13 protein-coding genes are annotated in these 17441 nt (G+C 65.4%); 4 read left to right on the forward strand and 9 right to left on the reverse strand.

What is annotated here, in order from left to right:
• Positions 1–232: 232 nt before the first annotated feature.
• Together IVB27_RS29175 and IVB27_RS29180 are read right to left on the reverse strand one after the other, a co-directional pair.
• A complete protein-coding gene (locus tag IVB27_RS29175) occupies positions 233–5944 on the reverse strand; it encodes an apolipoprotein A-IV repeat region-like domain-containing protein (RefSeq protein ID WP_247446370.1) in 5712 nt (1903 codons plus the stop codon).
• A 143-nt stretch (positions 5945–6087) separates the two neighbouring features.
• Positions 6088–6342 carry a hypothetical protein gene (locus IVB27_RS29180; RefSeq protein WP_247446371.1) on the reverse strand — a complete coding sequence of 85 codons (255 nt, stop codon included), beginning with the start codon at positions 6340–6342 and terminating at the stop codon, positions 6088–6090.
• Between IVB27_RS29180 and IVB27_RS29185 the strand changes: the two genes are divergently transcribed.
• The gene (locus tag IVB27_RS29185) at positions 6341–6715 is read left to right on the forward strand and encodes an Hpt domain-containing protein (RefSeq protein WP_247446372.1); all 375 of its coding nucleotides are present in this window, start codon (positions 6341–6343) and stop codon (positions 6713–6715) included. The two genes, IVB27_RS29180 and IVB27_RS29185, sit on opposite strands and share 2 nt — an antisense overlap.
• A 164-nt stretch (positions 6716–6879) precedes the next feature.
• Positions 6880–7200 (forward strand): 2Fe-2S iron-sulfur cluster-binding protein, encoded by a 321-nt coding sequence (locus tag IVB27_RS29190; protein ID WP_247332540.1) that lies wholly within the window; start codon positions 6880–6882, stop codon positions 7198–7200.
• Between the two features lie 13 nt (positions 7201–7213).
• Here IVB27_RS29190 and IVB27_RS29195 read toward each other — a convergent pair whose 3' ends face one another.
• On the reverse strand, positions 7214–7681 hold the full coding sequence (locus IVB27_RS29195; RefSeq protein ID WP_247446373.1) for an acyl-CoA thioesterase: 468 nt from the start codon (positions 7679–7681) through the stop codon (positions 7214–7216).
• Between the two features lie 182 nt (positions 7682–7863).
• On the opposite strand from IVB27_RS29195, the gene IVB27_RS29200 reads away from it, so the two are divergent.
• On the forward strand, positions 7864–8892 hold the full coding sequence (locus IVB27_RS29200) for an NAD(P)/FAD-dependent oxidoreductase (protein ID WP_247446374.1): 1029 nt from the start codon (positions 7864–7866) through the stop codon (positions 8890–8892).
• 122 nt (positions 8893–9014) lie between these two features.
• Entirely contained in the window at positions 9015–9617 is a 603-nt protein-coding gene (locus tag IVB27_RS29205; protein ID WP_247352043.1) for a DUF2147 domain-containing protein, read from the forward strand.
• 69 nt (positions 9618–9686) lie between these two features.
• Here the strand turns inward: IVB27_RS29205 and IVB27_RS29210 are convergent, their stop codons facing one another.
• From IVB27_RS29210 to IVB27_RS29235, 6 genes are all read right to left on the reverse strand, one after another.
• Positions 9687–10892: a mandelate racemase/muconate lactonizing enzyme family protein gene (locus IVB27_RS29210; RefSeq protein ID WP_247446375.1), complete on the reverse strand. Its 1206-nt coding sequence runs from the start codon at positions 10890–10892 to the stop codon at positions 9687–9689.
• A gap of 43 nt (positions 10893–10935) precedes the next feature.
• Positions 10936–12477 carry a galactarate dehydratase gene (garD, locus tag IVB27_RS29215; RefSeq protein ID WP_247446376.1) on the reverse strand — a complete coding sequence of 514 codons (1542 nt, stop codon included), beginning with the start codon at positions 12475–12477 and terminating at the stop codon, positions 10936–10938.
• 16 nt (positions 12478–12493) lie between these two features.
• Positions 12494–13942: an aldehyde dehydrogenase family protein gene (locus IVB27_RS29220; protein ID WP_247352039.1), complete on the reverse strand. Its 1449-nt coding sequence runs from the start codon at positions 13940–13942 to the stop codon at positions 12494–12496.
• Between the two features lie 76 nt (positions 13943–14018).
• Entirely contained in the window at positions 14019–15362 is a 1344-nt protein-coding gene (gene gudD, locus IVB27_RS29225) for a glucarate dehydratase (protein ID WP_247446377.1), read from the reverse strand.
• A 29-nt stretch (positions 15363–15391) separates the two neighbouring features.
• Positions 15392–16336, reverse strand: a complete 945-nt coding sequence (gene kdgD, locus IVB27_RS29230; protein ID WP_247352035.1) for a 5-dehydro-4-deoxyglucarate dehydratase — start codon at positions 16334–16336, stop codon at positions 15392–15394.
• Positions 16337–16459: 123 nt separating this feature from the next.
• Entirely contained in the window at positions 16460–17365 is a 906-nt protein-coding gene (locus IVB27_RS29235; RefSeq protein WP_247446378.1) for a LysR family transcriptional regulator, read from the reverse strand.
• Positions 17366–17441 lie beyond the last annotated feature (76 nt).

Consider the following 17441-nt stretch of genomic DNA (forward strand, 5'->3'; position numbering starts at 1 on the left):
GTAACGCTGCTGCGCAGAGCCGGGACCCAGAAGGCAACACGGTACAATGCCGCGATATGGGCCCCGGCTCTGCAGCGCACCGCCGAGGGCGCTGCGCTGCAGAGCCGGGGCACGAGAGCGAATGATGCGTTCGCTTTTCCCATCCCCATCATTGCACCGGCGTAACTTCAAACAAAACGGAGCCCGCAAGGGCTCCGTTTTTCATTCGCTGTTCGCTATCGCTGCGAGCCGCTTACCCCAGCCGGCCCGCGCTGTGCGCGAGCAGGGTGTAGACCAGACCCGTCTCCGAGGTCAGGTGGTTGCGCAGCTCCTGCGGGCCGCGGCCGTCGCGGGCGACTTCGTCGAGCAGGCGTTCGAACTCGGCGACGTAGCGGTCGACCGTGCCCTTGAAGTTGCGATCGGAGCGGTACTTGCGGGCGACCTCGTCAAAAGCTTTCTGGCCGGCGGGCGTATAGAGGCGCTTGGTAAAGGCCTTGTTCTCGCCGCGCTGGTAGCGGTCCCACATCTCGGCAGCGAGGTTGCGGTCCATTAGCCGGCCGATGTCGAGCGACAGCGATTCCAGCGGATTGCCGCCACCTTGCGGCGCCTGTGGCTGCGGAGCCGGTGCGGCGGCTTGGCGGCCGCGCTGAGCTTCACGTCCGGTCGGCGCACCCTGGTTGGCGTCCGTGCGGCTCAACAGATCCGACAGCCAGCCGTCGCGGCCCTGATCGTTGCCGGCGGGCGCGACCGGCGGAGCTTCGGTGCGGCGCGAGGAGGCCGGCATGCCGAGGTCCGGCGGCGGCAGCGTGGAGGCGCTGCCGGTGTCGCGCATGCGGGTCTCTGTGCTGCGGCCGCCCGCGGTCACCAGCATCGGCTCCTCCTGGCGCTGCACGCTGGCGCGGCCCGTCGTGGAGACATCGAGGCCGCGGCCATGCTGGGCCACGATGCGGTTGAGCTCGGCGAGGGCCTCGATCTGGTCGACGATCACCTTGCGCATCTGCGCAGTGCTCTCGGCGGCCTCCTGCGGCATCTCGAGCACGCCGCGGCGCAGCTCGTTGCGGGTGGCTTCGAGCTCGTTGTGCATCTCGAACGCCATCTGCTTCATGCTGGAGACGAGGTTGGTGAACTTCTCGGTCGATTGCTTGAACATCGTATCCGCCTCGTCGGTGGTCTGGCGGTAGATGTCGTGCATGGCCTCGACTGTCTGCCGGTGCTCCTCTTCGGAGGCCGACCGTACCGCCTCGAACTGGCGGGTGATCGCGGCGGAACCGGCGCCGGCCGTCTCGGCCACGACCCGGGCGATGTCGCGAGCGCGCTCTTCGGCGGCCGCCAGCGATTCATCGAGCAGGCCGGTGAAGCGCGACAGACGCTGGTCGAGATCGGCCGTGCGCAGGTCGATCGTGGTGACGAGCGATTCCAGCGCCAGCTTGCGTTCGGCGAGCGAGGCGGTGGTGTTCTTGTTGCTCTGCTCCACGACCTGCGCGGCTTCGACGAGTGCCTTGCCGTGCGCGTCGAACTGGGTCGACAGCTCGCCGAGATCCTGGAGCGCCCGCGTGGTCTTGCTGTTGAAGACGTTGAGCTGGTCTTCCAGGTTCTGCGTCGCGGCGCCGTTGCGCGAGGTGACGTCGTTCATCGCCGAGACGAAGTCGGCGACGCGCGTCACCAGCGCCCGCTCGAGCGAGTTGAGGTTGTCGTGCGCACCGGTCAGCACCTCCTGGAGCAGGATATTGCCTTCGCGCAGTCGCTCGAACAGGGCGACCGTGTCGGTGCGCAGGATCTTGCTGGTCTCCTGCATCTCGGTGACGGCCGCGATCGAGACCTGGCGCGACTGGTCGATCGCCGCGCGCGAGGCCTGCTCGAGGTCCTTGAGCGACTTGTTGACGGCACCTGTCGCCATCTCGCTCGCCGAGTTGATGGTCCGTGCCACTTCGGAGCCGTTGCCCATCATCGTCTGCGAGAACGCGTGGCCGCGCGTCTCGATCGACTTCAGCGCGTCGGACGTGACACGATCGATGTCGAGCGTGAGCTGGCTGGTCTTCGAGCCGATCGCGTCCACGAGCGAGCCGCGCTTGGCATCGATCATGTTGGCAAGACGGTCGGACTGCTGCTGCACGTAGGTGACGATCTCGTCGGTCTTGCCGGTCATGGCCTGGCCGAAGCTGCTGCTGGCGGCGAGCACCGAGCGCTCGACGTCCGCCGAGCTCGACTTGACCCGCGAACTTGCCTCGTTGGAGGCGTTGATCAGCGCGTTCTGGGCGTTGAGCGCGCTGGTCTGGATGTCGTTGGTCGCGTTCGCGGTGGCCGTGCTCAGCGTGCGCTCGATCTCGGTCGAGATCGTGCGGATCTGGCTTGCGGCGTCCGCCGACGTCGTGGTCAGCGAGGTCTGCGCCTCGCGTGCGCTGTTGAGGATGGTCGAGGCAGTGTCGGCGCCGACCGAGGTCAGCGTGCGCTCGATATCCGTGGTCAGCGACTTGATCTGGCTCGCTGCGTCCGTCGAGGCGGAGATCAGCGTGCCCTGGGCCTCGCGTACGCCGCTGGTGAGCGCCTCGATGGTGGCGCCGCCGGCGGTCGCCAGCGCGCGCTGCATCTCGGCCGCCAGCGAACGGACCTGGCCGGTCTGCTCCGCGGAGACCGCCAGCAGGGTGCTCTGGGCGTCGCGGGCGCTGGTCGTGATCGTCTCGGCGGTCGACTGGCCGACCTGCGAGAGCGACCGATGCACTTCGGCCGCCAGCGACTTGACCTGGCTCGCCGCATCCGAGGACGCGTTGACGAGCGTGCTCTGGGCTTCGCGGGCGCCGGTCATGATGGTCTCGGCCGTCGCGGTGCCGGCCATCGAGAGCGAGCGCTGCACGTCCGAGGACAGCGCCTTGATCTGGTTGGCGGTCTCGCTCGAGGCCGCGATCAGCGTGCTCTGCGCATCGCGGGCGCCGGCGGTGATCGATTCCGCCGTGGAGGAGCCGGCCATCGACAGCGAGCGCTGCACGTCGGCGGTGAGGGTCTTGACGTGGTTGGCCGCGTCCGAGGACGCCGTGACCAGCGTGGTCTGCACCTCGCGGGCACCTGCCAGGATCGAGGCGGCGGTTGCCGAGCCCGCCGACGACAGCGTGCGTTCGACGTCGGCCGCGAGCCCCTTGATCTGGTTGGAGGCCTCGCCGGATGCGGCGACCAGCGTCGACTGTGCTTCGCGGGCGCTGCTCAGGATCGAGTTCGCGGCACCGGTACCGACCGCGGTCAGCGCGCGCTCGACCTCGGCGGAGGTCATCTTGAGCTGGGCGTTGACGTCGGAGGAAACCGTCATCAGCGACTGCTGCGCGGTGCGCGCACCGGTCTGGATGGTCTCGCTGGTGTTGACCACGAGGTTGGTGAGCGAGCGCTCGGCGTCCTCGACATGCGAGCGGATCGCGGTCGAGATCATCTCGGCGCGGGACATCATGTCCTCGCTGGCCTGGCGTCCGCTGCTCTCGATGCGGCCGGCGACTGCCTCGACGCGCGAGCCGAGCAGGTCCTCGAACTGCGCCACGCGCATGTCGATGTCGCTGGCGACCGATCCGACCTTGGTCTCGATGGCCTGGTGGATGTCCTGGAAGCGCGCCGTGACCGTGTCGGTCAGATGCATGCTGCGGCCGTCGATGAGTTCGCCGACGCTGGTGATGCGGCGGTCGACCGCCTCGATCGCCTGCGCGGTGCCGTCCGTGAGCGTCGAGGTCAGGAGGGTGAGGCGGGTGTCGATCGACTGCACGGCCTGCGAGGCGCCGTTCGTCACCGCGGTGGTCAGGTAGGTGAGGCGGGTGTCGATGGATTCGAGCGCCTGCGAGGCGCCGCCGGTGAGGGTGGTCGTCAGATGCGTCAGCCGCGTATCGATCGTCTGGATGGTCTGCGATGCGCCATCGGTCAGCGAGGTCGCGAGGTAGTTGAGGCGGGTGTCGATCGTCTCGATCGCCTGCGATGCGCCATCGGTCAGCGACGTCGTGAGGTGGGTGAGGCGGGAGTCGATCGACTGGATCGCCTGCGCGGCACCGTCGGTCAGCGACGAGGAAAGCGTGTTGAGCCGTCCGTCGATGGTCTCGGTGACCGACTTCGCACGGGTATCGAACGACTGTTCGAGCGCGGCGACGCGGCCGACGAGCTGTTCGTCGAAGGTCTTGATGTGACCGTCGATTGCAGAGTCGAGGCCGGAGATCTTGCCGTTCAGCGAGGCATCGAAGTTGGTGACACGCTCGCCAATCGTGGTCTCGAACTGCACCAGGCGCTGGTCGAGGACAGCCGTGATCGCGCCGCCGTTGGAGGTGAAGCGGGTGTCGAAATTGTCGACATAGCTCTTCAGGCTCTCGTGGATGTCCTGGGTGCGCTGGCCCATGCGATCGACGATCTCGCCGCCGAACGTCTTCACGGTGCGGTCGAATTCGGAGATGTGGCGGGTGATCAATGCGCCCAGCGTGCCGGAGTCGCGGGCGAATTTCTCGACCAGCTCGCTGCCCTGGTTCTTCACCAGCTCGTCGAAGGCGCTCATCTGGAGCGACAGCGAGTCGTGCGCGGTCTCGGTCTGGCTGACGACCTTGGCGACCAGCGTGTTGACGGTGGCGTCGAGCGCTTCGCTCGCCTTGTCGCCGGAGGTCATGATGTGGCCGGCGAGGCGGTTGCCGGCGTCGTCGATCTTGGCGGAGAGGTCGTTGGAGCGCAGCTCGAGCTCGAGCAGCAGCGAGTCCGACGAATTCTTCAGGCTGTCGTGCACCTGCTCGGTGCGCTCGGAGATGCCGTCGACGATCGCGGCGGAGCGCTGCTCGAACTCGCCGGTGATGCGGTCGATGCGCTCGTTCAGCATCTCGTGGACGCGGTCGGCGAGGTCGACGAACTCGTCGTGGACGTGGCCGGTCTTGAAATTGAGGCTGGTAGTCAGCCGCTCGCTGGCGTCGAGCACCGCGCGCGTGGTCTCGTTGCTGGCCTCTTCGAGGCGGTCGAGCAGGTCTCCGCCGCGCTCGCCGAGCGCGAGGATCATGTTGTCGCCGGCGTTGCTGAGTGCACCGGTGATGTGGGCGCCGCGCTCTTCGAGCGCGCCGGTGATGGACTTGGCGACCTCGTCGACGCGCGAGGCGATCGCGTCCGAGATCAGCGCGATGTCATGGCGCAGATCGATCTGCACGCCGGAGATGGCGCTGCGGACCTGCTCGGCCTGGCCGACCAGATTGTCGCGCTGATGCGCGATGTCCTGGAGCAGGGCGCGGATGCGCACTTCGTTGTCGGAATAGGCGCGTTCGAGCGCCGCGACCTCGTTGGCGACCAGCGTCTCGAGTTCGCCGGCGCGCGCGATCGCGCGCTCGATGCCGTCGCCCATCGCCGCAACCTCGCGGCGGATGGCCTGGCCGACGGTCACCATGGAATCCGAAGCCGAGCCTTCCGGCTCGGAGAAGCGGATCGCAACCTGCGCCATCGCCTGCGCGACCGAGCTCATTTGCTGACCGCGCCAGACGAGGCTCGCGAGGAAGAAGAACAGCATGATCGGCGCGAAGAACATAGTGACGAGGCCGGCAATGGCCAACACGCCGCCGCTCTGCCCCATCGCCGCCTGGATCGAAGGCAGGAAGCCGACCGTCAGCGCGGCGCAGGCCGCGAGCCAGATGACGGTGAAGATTGTCGCGCCGGTGTAGATGTTGCGGGTCGGGCGTCCCGTCTGCAACGTCTGCAAGAGCTGGCCGATGGTCGCACGGTCGTCATTGGCGGCGCGGCGCGAGGAGCGCGGCTCCTCGATCTGGTCGAACATCGCGCGTTCGTTCGCGGCAGGACGCGGGTCGAAGCTCGGTTCGTCGAACATCGGGGGGGTCGGTGGCGCGGCCGGAGGCGACGTTTCGTTACGCATCGAGGCGTTGCGGCTGGTGTCCGCAGCCGTGTCGCTGATGTTCAGGGCTTCCTGGATCGCAGAAAGCGCATCTTCTGTCGGGTCTTTGACCTTTTTCGGAGTGTTTGCCATGTTCAGTCCGAGCCCTCGTTACTTGTACGCGTCCCTCCGCGAGCTCTGCGCGCTACGCAAGCCCACAGTCCGGATCATGCCGCTTGCGCGGATTTCCGAGCCGTCCCCACCCGGACGGCTTGTCCGCCAATTTCCAAAACATCCTATTGGCAGAGCGTCGCGAATGAAATGGCTGCGATTAAGACATTCTTAATCATCGTTAACAGGATCACGCCGTAACGCCTTAGCAATACATGAAATTCTCCACCGGACTCGCCGGATTGCGGCAACTTTTCGTCAATAAACAGGCGGATTTGCGCAAAACAGCCGGAACACTTCGTTAACCATTTCCATGCTTCGGTGGAGGGAACCTGACCGCCGAACCGGCGGACATCGCGCGATGCCGGGGCCTGCGCCATGATGCCTGAACTGCAACGGATGGACTGGATGCCCTCGCCCCCGCTTGCACCCATCGACAACCTGCTCGACCTCGATCACCTCTCCCGCATGACGCTCGGCGACGTTGAGCTGGAACAGGAAGTGCTGGCGATGTTTGCCGAGCAGGCGGTCCGCCTGATTGCGGCTATGGCAGCGCTGCCGAGTGATGCCGGCGCACTCGCCCACAAGCTCAAGGGCTCGGCGCGCGGGATCGGCGCTTTTGCGGTGGCGGATGCCGCAGCCAGCCTCGAGACCGCGATCCGGACCGGCCAGGGCCGGCCCCACGCCTTCGCCGCGCTGAAAGAGGCGGTGACCGAGGCTCGCGCCGCCATCGAGACGATCCTGAAGCCTTAGGACGACAGGGCCGACCCGTGCCCTAGTCTTTTGTTTTGACGGGTTTTCTTGCCGCGAAGCGGGATTAACGTCTTATCAAAACGCTATGGCGCCGGGCTGACCGACCCGTTATAGGACAGCCCGGACCCTCCTTCATTCCCAAGATCGCGGCAGTACGAGCACACATGGCCAAAATTCACTTTGTCGATCACAAGGGCGAAACCCGTACGGTGGACGTCGAGAACGGCGCGACCGTGATGGAAGCCGCCATCCGCAACAGCGTTCCCGGCATCGAGGCTGAATGCGGTGGCGCCTGCGCCTGCGCCACCTGCCATGTCTATGTCGACGAAGCCTGGCGCGAGAAGGTCGGCAGCCCGACACCGATGGAAGAGGACATGCTCGACTTCGGCTTCGACGTGCGCCCGAACTCGCGCCTGTCCTGCCAGATCAAGGTCTCCGACGAACTCGACGGCCTCGTCGTGGCGACGCCGGAACGCCAGGCCTAACTCTCCGTAGTTATCATGTGCTCGGCGGCGCGACCTCAATGCCGCGCTTGTGCCAGGGTCTGAGCTTCTCGAGCACTTCTGAGGTCAGCGGTGCCGGCCGTCGCGTCGTCTCGTCGAGCATGACGCCGACTGACGTCGCAGACGCAATACATTTCCCGTTCGAAAACACGACCTGCTCGAAGGTCACCGATGTCCGCCCGAGCTTCACCACGCCGAGGCCGAGCTCGATCGTATTCGGCCAGTGCAACTCGGCGCGAAAATGCATGTCGAGCCGCACCATGATCCAGGCAAGTCCCGGCGGCGTCAGGCCGTATTCTGGAAGCTTCATCAGCGTGACACGGCCGGTCTCGAAATAGGTGGCGTAGACCGCGTTGTTGACGTGCTGGTTTGGATCGAGATCACCGAAGCGGACATTGTCGCTGAGGCGAAAAGGGTAGTCCTCCAGGTGCGGCGTCGTATCGAGGCGGCGTGGTGCGTTCACCGATTGATCTCCGTCATATCGTTGCTCGTTACAGCCCAGTTATCCTGACCCGGCAAGTGGGCGCGGCTGCGGGGCGCACCCGCTTTTATGCCTTCCCTGATCCATCCCCGTTGGCTAGACAGGCAGGGTCACCTCTGCCCGCCGGGCGCCGTGCCACCGATAACGACCGATAAAGAGACGACATGAGCGATGTGATCAAAACCGATGTGCTGATTATTGGCGCCGGCCCCTGCGGTCTGTTCGCCGCCTTCGAGCTTGGCCTTCTCGACATGAAGGCGCATTTCGTCGACATCCTTGACAAGGTCGGCGGCCAGTGCGCCGAGCTCTATCCGGAAAAACCGATCTACGACATTCCCGGCATTCCGCAGGTTTCGGGCCAGGGTCTCACCGAGGCGCTGATGGAGCAGATCAAGCCGTTCCATCCGACCTTCCATCTTGGCGAGATGATCGAGACCGTGGAGAAGATCGGCGATCCCTTGTTCCGCTGCACCACCGACGCCGGCAAGGTGTTCGAATGCAAGGTGCTGGTGATCGCTGCCGGCGGCGGCTCGTTCCAGCCCAAGCGTCCGCCGGTGCCGGGGATCGAAGCCTATGAAGGAAGCTCGGTGCACTACGCCGTGCGCAAGATGGAGACGTTCCGCGACAAGAACGTGCTGATCGTCGGCGGCGGCGATTCCGCGCTCGACTGGACGCTCAATCTGCATCCGATTGCCAACCGCATCACGCTGCTGCACCGTCGCGACGATTTTCGCGCCGCCCCCCACAGCGTCGAGCAGATGCGCGCGCTGGTCGCTGGCGGCAAGATGGATCTGCGGCTCGGCCAGGTCACCGCGCTGTCAGGCAACGAGGGCAAGCTGACCGGTGCCACGATCAAGGGCAACGACAACAATGTGACCGATATTGCCTGCGACACCATGCTGCCGTTCTTCGGGCTGACCATGAAACTCGGTCCGGTCGCGAACTGGGGCATCTCGCTGGAGAACAATCTGGTGCCGGTCGAGACGTCCGCGTTCGAGACAAATGTGCGCGGCATCTTCGCGATCGGCGACATCAACACCTATCCCGGCAAGCTCAAGCTGATCCTGTGCGGTTTCCACGAGGGCGCGCTGATGTCGCAAAAAGCCCATCGCTATGTCTATCCGGAGAAGCGGCTCGTGTTCCAGTACACGACTTCGTCCTCCAGCCTGCAAAAGAAGCTCGGTGTCAACTGACGGCGGCGAGCGGGGAGGCGGTGCCCATGTTTCTGGTGCTGGAACCGTTCGCGAAATCGCCGTAGTCTGCGGCCATTGGAGTGACGGCTCAGCAAGGCGATTGGCTTAGCAAGGTGATGATAATGCGGAATCTCTTTTCCAGCTTTCGGCTGTTCTCGCTCCTCGCGCTCGCGATGTCGCTCGGTGCGGTGAGCCCGGCTGCGGCGCAAGTCCAGCAGCCAACCGCCGCGGGTCTTTGGCAGAAGGTCGAAGACGGCAAGACGGTGGGATGGTTTCTCTTCATCGACCACAGCGGTGTGTTCGAAGGCGTGATCGCAAAAACCTTTCCGCGGCCCGGCGACGATCCGAACGAGATCTGCGCGAAATGCACGGACGATCGCAAGAACGCGCCGGTGCTCGGGCTCTCCTTCATCCGCGACATGAAGCGCGACGGCTTGAAGTACGACGGCGGCAACGTGGTCAATCCGCGCGACGGCAACGTCTGGAAGGCCAAGATGACGGTCAGCCCTGATGGCCAGACGCTGACGATGCGCGGCTTCCTCGGCATCTCCCTGTTCGGCAAGGACGAGACCTGGACGCGTCTGCCCGACGCCAACATTGCCCAGGTCGACCCCGCCATCGTCGCGAAATATCTCCCGGCGCAAGCGACCGCCGCGACCAAGCCCGTGCCCGCGCCCGCGGCGAAGAAGGGCGGCGCGATGATGGCGCCCGCGCCGAAGCAGTAGGACGTTCCCGGCTTAGCTCCGCTGTCATTCCTCGCGGGAGTCGTCGCGCGGTGACGCGTCGGTCGTGCCCTACGCGCTGAAAATGGACTCTCGCACCACTACGTCCGCGCGGCGGCGCACGTCCGGATTGAGCGCAAGCCCGAGGCCGGGCGCACGCGGCGCAGACACGATGCCGTTGTTCACGGTCGGAAGAGCGGTGACGAGATCGCGATACCAGGTCGAGAGCGTCGCGCGCACGACCTCCTGGAAGATCGCGGTCGGCGCATGCAGCGCCAGATGCAGCCCCGCCATCAGCGCGACCGGGCCGGTACAATCGTGCGGGGCGAGCGGCTTGTTGTATGCTTCGGCCAGCGCGGCGATTTTGCGCGCCTCGGTCAATCCACCACACCAGGCGATGTCGAGCATCACCACGTCGATGGCGTCGGCTGCAAGCAGATTGCGGAAGCTCGCCGCGCCCGCCAGCGTTTCGCTGCCGCAGATCGGCGTTTTCACGCGCCGTCTGAGGTCGGCAAGGCCCTGCACATCGTCCATCTTGCCGAGGGGATCCTCGACCCAGAACACGCCGTAATCTTCGAGCGCGCGGCAGATGCGCTCGGCGGTCTGCGCGCCCCACAGGCTGTGCAGCTCGCACATGATCTCGATGCGTTCGCCGACGGCGGCGCGGATCTTCCGGAACGGTTCGAGACCGGTCTTGAGGTCGATCAGGGAAATCGAATGGCCGCCATTGGCGGCAAAGGGGTCGAATGGCCAGATCTTCATGGCGCCATAGCCTTCGCTCAAAAGGCTTTCGGCGAGCGCTCCAGCGTCGCGCATGAAGGCGATCTGATCGTCATAGGGGCCGAGCGCGGCGTCGTCCGCGCCGATCTCACGGCGCCTGGCGCTCTTCGTATTGTAGGCGTAGCCGGCGCAAGTGTTGTAGGCGCGGATTTCGAGTCGGCTCGCGCCGCCGAGCGCCTCGTGCACGGGAATGCCGTGGCGCTGGCCCTTGAGGTCCCACAACGCGATGTCGATGGCGCTGGCGGCGCGCACCTCGGCGCTGACGCTGTGGAAGCCGAGATACGGCGTCAGCAACTGACGCGATACGGCTTCGATGCGGCGGGAATCCTGGCCGAGCACCAGCGGTGCTGCGAGCTCATGCACGGCAGCTTCAACGGCCTGCGCCCCTCGAAAGCTCTCGCCGAGGCCGGTGAGCCCTTCGTCCGTTTCGATTTCGACCCAGATCAGGTTCGGCCGTTCCTCGATGCGGATGGTGCGCAAGGTCGTGATGCGGGACATTGAGACGTCCTCTTGATTTTCGGTCAGTGTCTACGCGCGACGCTCAGGTCACCGGCGCCGGATTGAACAGCGTGAGATCGTTGTGGATGCCCCAGCGATCCGACCAGGGTTGCGTACGGCCGCTGGCGACGTCGAGGATCAAGCGGAACAGGTCCCAGCCGGTTTCCTCGATGGTCTTCTCGCCGGTGGCGATGCCGCCGGCATCGAAATCGATCAGGTCCTTCCAGCGGCGCGCAAGCTCGCTGCGGGTCGCGACCTTGATCACGGGCGCAGCCGCAAGGCCGTAAGGCGTGCCGCGGCCGGTGGTGAACACTTGCAGCGTCATCCCGGAGGCGAGCTGCAGCGTGCCGCAGATGAAGTCGGACGCAGGCGTTGCCGCGAACAGCATGCCCTTCTGCGTCGCCTTCTCGCCGGGCGAGAGCACGCCGGTGATGGCGCTCGATCCGGACTTGACGATCGAGCCCAATGACTTCTCGACGATGTTGGCAAGCCCGCCCTTCTTGTTACCGGGCGTGGTGTTGGCGCTGCGATCGGCGCCGCCGCGGGCCAGATAGGAATCGTACCAGGCCATCTCGCGCACCAGCGCGCGGCCGACGTCCTCGTTGATGGCGCGTCGGGTGAGCAGCTGGATCGCATCGCGCACTTCGGTGACTTCGGAGAACATCACGGTGGCGCCGGCGCGCACCAGCAGGTCCGCGGCGAAGCCGACGGCCGGGTTCGCGGTGACGCCGGAGAAGGCGTCGCTACCGCCGCATTGCAGGCCGATGACGAGATCGGCGGCCGGGCAGGTCTCGCGGGTGCGCTTGTTGAGGATTTTCAGGCGGGCTTCGGCCTGGGTCATGATCGCGTCGACGATCGCGCCAAAACCGTCGAAGGCTTCGTCCTGCATGCGCACGATGGCGTTGCTGACGCCTTCCGGCACCAGGCGCTCGGGCGCGAGCTTTTCGCAGCCGAGGCTGATGACCAGGATCTCGCCACCGAAGTTCGGGTTCTGCGCGATGTTTTGCAGCGTGCGGATCGGAATCACGGCGTCGGGCGCGTTGATGGCGACGCCGCAGCCATAGGCATGCGTCAGCGGCACGACGTCATCGACGTTCGGGTACTTCGGCAGCAGTTCGGCGCGGATGCGCTTGACCGCATATTCCATCGTGCCCTTGACGCATTGCACGGAGGAGGAGATGCCGAGGATGTTCTTGGTGCCGACCGAACCGTCCGAGTTGGGAAAGCCCTCGAAGGTAAAACCTTCCAGCGGCGGCAGCGGCGCGGGAACGGCGGTCGAGATTTCGAGCTTGTCGAGGGCAGGGGCCTCCGGCATGCGGATGCGCGCCTCGTCCACCCATTCGCCGGCCAGGATCGGCGAGAGCGCGTGGCCGATCACCTCGCCGTAGCGGATGATCGGCTGATCCTGTGCAATGTCGACCAGGGCCGTCTTGTGTCCTTGCGGCACGAAGGCGCGCAGCGTCAGCCCGCAGGCAAAGCGGGAGCCGGCGGGAAGCCCGAAATCATTGACCACGATCGCGACATTGTCGCGCTCGTTGAGCTTGATGTAGCGCGGCTGTTCTTTCGCTGCGACGTCCTGGTCCATTTGATATTCCCCGTGGTTAGCCGGGATACGTATAGGCGGTCTTCACCGTCGTGTAGAACTCGCGGGCATAGGAGCCCTGCTCGCGGGCACCGTAGCTCGAACCCTTCCGGCCGCCGAACGGCACGTGATAGTCGACGCCGGCGGTCGGCAGATTGACCATCACCATGCCGGACTCGCTGTTGCGCTTGTAATGCGAGGCGTATTTCAGGCTGGAGGTGCAGATGCCGGAAGCGAGGCCGAACTCGGTGTCGTTGGAGATCGCCAGCGCCTCCTCGTAGTTCTTGGCGCGAATGACGGTAGCCACCGGCCCGAAGATCTCTTCGCGCGCGATGCGCATGTTGTTGTTGGCTTCGGTGAACAGCGCCGGCTGCAGGTAGTGGCCGGGCGTCTCGCGCTTGAGCAACTCGCCGCCCCAAGCGAGCTTGGCGCCCTCGTCCTGGCCGATCTTGATGTAGCGCAGGTCCTGGTCGAGCTGGCTCTGGTCGACCACGGGGCCGATATGCACGCCGGCCTTGAGCGCGTCGTCCACCGACAGGCCCTTCAGGCGCTCGGCCATTGCGGCGACGAAGCGGTCATGGATGCCTTCGGTGACGATCAGGCGGGACGAAGCAGTGCAGCGCTGGCCGGTCGAGAAATAGGCGCCGTTGACGGCGACCTCGACGGCGGTCTTGAGGTCGGCGTCGTCGAGCACGACCAGCGGGTTCTTGCCGCCCATCTCGAGCTGGAACTTCTTCATCGGGTTCGACAGCACGCAGGCCTGCGCGATCTTGCGCCCCGTTTGCACCGAACCGGTGAAGGAGATCGCCGCGACATCCGGGTGCTCGAGCAGGGTCTGCCCGACCACCGAGCCGGAGCCGATCACGAGGTTGAACACGCCGGCAGGAATGCCGGAACGGGTGATGATCTCGGACAGCGCATGCGCCGAGCCCGGCACCAGCTCGGCCGGCTTGAACACGACAGTGTTGCCGTAGCAGAGCGCCGGCGCGATCTTCCAGGCGGGGATCGCGATCGGGAAATTCCAGGGCGTGATCATGCCGACGACTCCGACCGGCTCACGAGTGAGCTCGACGTCGATGCCGGGACGCACTGAGGCACCTTTCTCGCCGATCAGGCGCAGCGCTTCGCCGGCGAAGAACGCAAAAATCTGGCCGGCGCGCGCGACCTCGCCGATGCCCTCAGGCAGGGTCTTGCCTTCCTCGCGGGCGAGCAGGCGGCCGAGTTCTTCTTTGCGGGCGATGATCTCGAGAGAGATCTTGTTCAGCGCGTCATAGCGCACCTGCGGCGTCGACTGCGCCCAGGCGGGGAAGGCGGCCTTGGCGGCGGCGACGGCCTTCTCGGTCTGCGCCTTGTCGGCCTTGGCGTATTCGCCGACGACGTCGTTGGTGTTGGAGGGGTTGATGTTCCTCGTGACGGCGGAGCCATCGACCCATTCGCCGCCGATGAAGTTCTTCAGGATCGCAGTCATGTTGTCCTCCTTGTTTGAGAAGCATGATCCTTATCGGAAAACCGGTGTCCACTTTTCCGGGATCATGCCTGAATTCTTAACGCACGAGGCAGGGACGCTTGTCGTCGAAGGTCCAGCCGGGGATCAGGTCCTGCATGGCAATAGCGTCATCGCGGGCGCCGAGTCCATGCTGCTTGTAGAGGTCATGCGCTGCGTCGATGGCGGCCCTGTCGATTTCGATACCCAAGCCGGGCCTGTCAGGCACGGCGATCTTGCCGCCCTTGATCTGGAGCGGCTCCTTGGTCAGCGCCTGGCCGTCCTGCCAGATCCAGTGGGTGTCGATCGCGGTGACCTTGCCGGGGGCGGCGGCGCCGACATGGGTGAACATGGCGAGCGAGATGTCGAAATGGTTGTTGGAGTGCGAGCCCCAGGTCAGGCCGTTGTCGCGGCAGGTCTGGGCCACGCGCACCGAGCCTTGCATGGTCCAGAAATGGGGATCGGCCAGCGGAATGTCCACCGCGCCCAGCCGCAACGCATGAGAGAGCTGCCGCCAGTCGGTTGCGATCATGTTGGTCGCGGTCGGCAGGCCAGTTGCACGGCGGAACTCGGCCATGATCTCACGGCCGGAGAAGCCGCCTTCGGCGCCGCAGGGGTCTTCGGCATAGGCGAGGATGCCGTGCATGTCCTTGCAGAGGCTGACAGCCTCGTCGAGCGACCATGCGCCGTTCGGATCGAGCGTCACGCGCGCGTTCGGAAAGCGCCTGGCGATCGCGGTGACGGCTTCGATCTCCTGCTCGCCGCGCAGCACGCCGCCCTTCAGCTTGAAATCGGCGAAGCCGTAATGGTCGTGGGTGGCTTCCGCGAGCCGCACCACGGTTTCCGGCGTCATCGCCTGCTGATGGCGGAGGTTGAACCATTCGGCCTTGCCCGTCTCGCCCTTGACGTAGGCGAGTTTGCTCTTGCCGATGTCGCCGACGAAGAAGAGATAGCCGAGCGTCTCGACGCTGTTGCGCTGCTGGCCCTCGCCGAGCAGGGCTGCGACCGGCAGGTCGAGATGCTGCCCGAGCAAATCGAGCAGCGCGGACTCCACGGCCGTGACGGCGTGGATCATGACGCGGAGATCAAAGGTCTGCTTGCCGCGGCCGCCGGAATCGCGATCGGCGAAGGCGGTCCGGATATCGGCGAGGATGTTGTTCATCGCGCCGACGGTCTTGCCGATCACGAGATCACGGGCGTCCTGCAGCGTCTGCCAGATCTTCTGCCCGCCCGGAACCTCGCCGACGCCGGTGTGACCGGCATTGTCGGTGAGGATGACGATGTTGCGGGTGAAGAACGGCGCGTGCGCGCCGCTCAGATTGAGGAGCATGCTGTCACGGCCCGCGACCGGGATCACTTGCATCGCCGTGACGACCGGTGCACCCGAGATTTCAGTCTGGGCCATCGCACGCTCCTCCCTGTTGTGTTCTATCGTTATTCTGCCGCCTGTTGTGACGATCGGATGGCGGGCAGGTTCTTCACCAGCGCGGCCACTTCTGCGATCTCCTGCTCGGAGAGGTCGGTGAGCGGCGGGCGGACCGGACCGGAATCGCGGCCGATCACCTTCATGCCGGCCTTGATGATCGAGACCGCATAGCCCTTCTTGCGGTTGCGGATCGCGATCAGCGGCAGGATGAAGTCCTTCAGGCCGGCGTGGATCGTCGCATGGTCGCGCTTGCGCACGGCGGCGTAGAAGTTGGTGGCGAATTCCGGAACGAAGTTGAACACGGCGGAGGAGTAGGTCGTCACGCCCATGTCGAGATAGGGCAGCGCGAACGTCTCCGCGGTCGGCAGGCCCCCGATATAGGTGAGGCGATCGCCGAGCTTGGTGTAGACGCGGGTCATCAGCTCGATGTCGCCGATGCCGTCCTTGTAGCCGACGAGGTTCGGGCAGCGCTCGGCAAGGCGAGCGAGCGTATCGGGCTGAAGGATCGCGTTGTCGCGGTTGTAGACGATGACGCCGATCTTCACGGAGGCGCAGATCGCTTCGACATGGGCAGCGAGGCCGTCCTGCTCGGCATGGGTGAGATAGGGCGGCAGCAGTAGCAGGCCGTCGGCGCCGGCCTTCTCGGCGCCGATCGCGATCTCGCGCGCGGTGGCGGTGCCGTAGCCGGTGCCGGCGAGCACGGGCACGCGGCCCTTGGTCTCGTCCACGGCGATCTTGACGATATGCGGAACCTCTGCCGCCGTCAGCGAGAAGAACTCGCCGGTGCCGCCGGCGGCGAACAGGCCGGCAACGTCATAGCCGCACAGCCAGTCCATGTTGGCGCGGTAGGTCGTCTCGTCGAAGGAGTAATCCGCCTTGAACGGTGTGACGGGGAAGGACAGGAGGCCGGATCCGATCTTCTGGGCCATTTCCTGCGGGGTCATCTTGCTCATGGGCGCTGCTCCCTTGTCTCGTGTTGTGGAGGACGCAAGCCTGCGCGTCCATGCGCCGTGGTTTAGGAGACCGTTCGATGCGCGTCCAAGCCAAAGCCTATATCGACCAATGCGAAATCAGCATCAATCTTCCCTCACCTCCGCCGAGGACAATTCGCTCGCGATTTTGACGAGCGACGAGAGCAGCGGATTCTCGTCGTCGCGCCGCCAGACCATGAACAGCTCGACGGGAACGCGCGTGCGCAGCTTGAGCGGCCGCAGGCGGACGTCCGCGATCTTCAGGCTCGCCGCCGCCGCCGGCACGATCGCAAGGCCGAGGCCGGCGCGCACCATGGCGAGGATCGAGTGGATCTGGCTCAGGTGCTGCACGTAGCGCGGCAAAATGTCGGCGCGGGTGAACATCGCCACCAGCACGTCGTGAAAATAGCGGCTCTCATAGGGCGAATACATCACGAAGGGCTGGTTGTCGAAATCCTTGATGGTGATGCTCTCGGCATTCGCCAGCGGATGCTTTTTCGGGATCGCGGCGAGCAGGGGCTCAGCGACGACGCGTCGGCTGGCGATCTCGGGACGCGCGATCGGAGGCCTGAGCAGGCCGGCATCGATCTGGCCCGAGGACAGCGCCTCGAACTGGTCGCCGGACACCATCTCCTTCAGTGAGAAGTCCACCTCGGGCAGCTTGGCGCGGCAGGCCGCGACGAGCTCGGGCAGGAAGCCATAGGCGGCGGCCGCGGTGAAGCCGATCTTCAGCGAGCCGGTCTTGCCGAGCGCGATGCGACGGGCGACTTGCGAGGCGCTTTCCGCAAGCTTCAGGATGCGCCGCGCTTCCGGCAGGAAGCTGCGCCCGGCAGGCGTCAGCCGCACCGAGCGGCTGGTGCGCTCCAGCAGCGGCGCGTCGATGATGTGCTCGAGCACCTGGATCTGCCGGGACAGCGGCGGCTGGGTCATGTTCAGCCGCGCCGCGGCGCGGCCGAAATGCAATTCTTCCGCCACCGTGACGAAACAGCGGAGCTGGTTAAGGTCAAACATCGATACATGCCTTAGATGGATAAGGCGTTTCCCCGGCACTTCTAGCATCGATTACTCCCAAAACAAAGACGGCGGC

This window comes from Bradyrhizobium sp. 197 (assembly GCF_023073375.1).
Taxonomy (GTDB): Bacteria; Pseudomonadota; Alphaproteobacteria; order Rhizobiales; family Xanthobacteraceae; genus Bradyrhizobium.

Bases quoted from the DNA above. Each gene is read 5' to 3' on its own strand.
- IVB27_RS29175 (WP_247446370.1), bottom strand. From the start codon at position 5,944: ATGGCAAACACTCCGAAAAAGGTCAAAGACCCGACAGAAGATGCGCTT.
- IVB27_RS29185 (WP_247446372.1), top strand. From the start codon at position 6,341: ATGATGCCTGAACTGCAACGGATGGACTGGATGCCCTCGCCCCCGCTT.
- IVB27_RS29180 (WP_247446371.1), bottom strand. From the start codon at position 6,342: ATGGCGCAGGCCCCGGCATCGCGCGATGTCCGCCGGTTCGGCGGTCAG.
- IVB27_RS29190 (WP_247332540.1), top strand. From the start codon at position 6,880: ATGGCCAAAATTCACTTTGTCGATCACAAGGGCGAAACCCGTACGGTG.
- IVB27_RS29200 (WP_247446374.1), top strand. From the start codon at position 7,864: ATGAGCGATGTGATCAAAACCGATGTGCTGATTATTGGCGCCGGCCCC.
- IVB27_RS29205 (WP_247352043.1), top strand. From the start codon at position 9,015: ATGCGGAATCTCTTTTCCAGCTTTCGGCTGTTCTCGCTCCTCGCGCTC.
- IVB27_RS29210 (WP_247446375.1), bottom strand. From the start codon at position 10,892: ATGTCCCGCATCACGACCTTGCGCACCATCCGCATCGAGGAACGGCCG.
- garD (WP_247446376.1), bottom strand. From the start codon at position 12,477: ATGGACCAGGACGTCGCAGCGAAAGAACAGCCGCGCTACATCAAGCTC.
- IVB27_RS29220 (WP_247352039.1), bottom strand. From the start codon at position 13,942: ATGACTGCGATCCTGAAGAACTTCATCGGCGGCGAATGGGTCGATGGC.
- gudD (WP_247446377.1), bottom strand. From the start codon at position 15,362: ATGGCCCAGACTGAAATCTCGGGTGCACCGGTCGTCACGGCGATGCAA.
- kdgD (WP_247352035.1), bottom strand. From the start codon at position 16,336: ATGAGCAAGATGACCCCGCAGGAAATGGCCCAGAAGATCGGATCCGGC.
- IVB27_RS29235 (WP_247446378.1), bottom strand. From the start codon at position 17,365: ATGTTTGACCTTAACCAGCTCCGCTGTTTCGTCACGGTGGCGGAAGAA.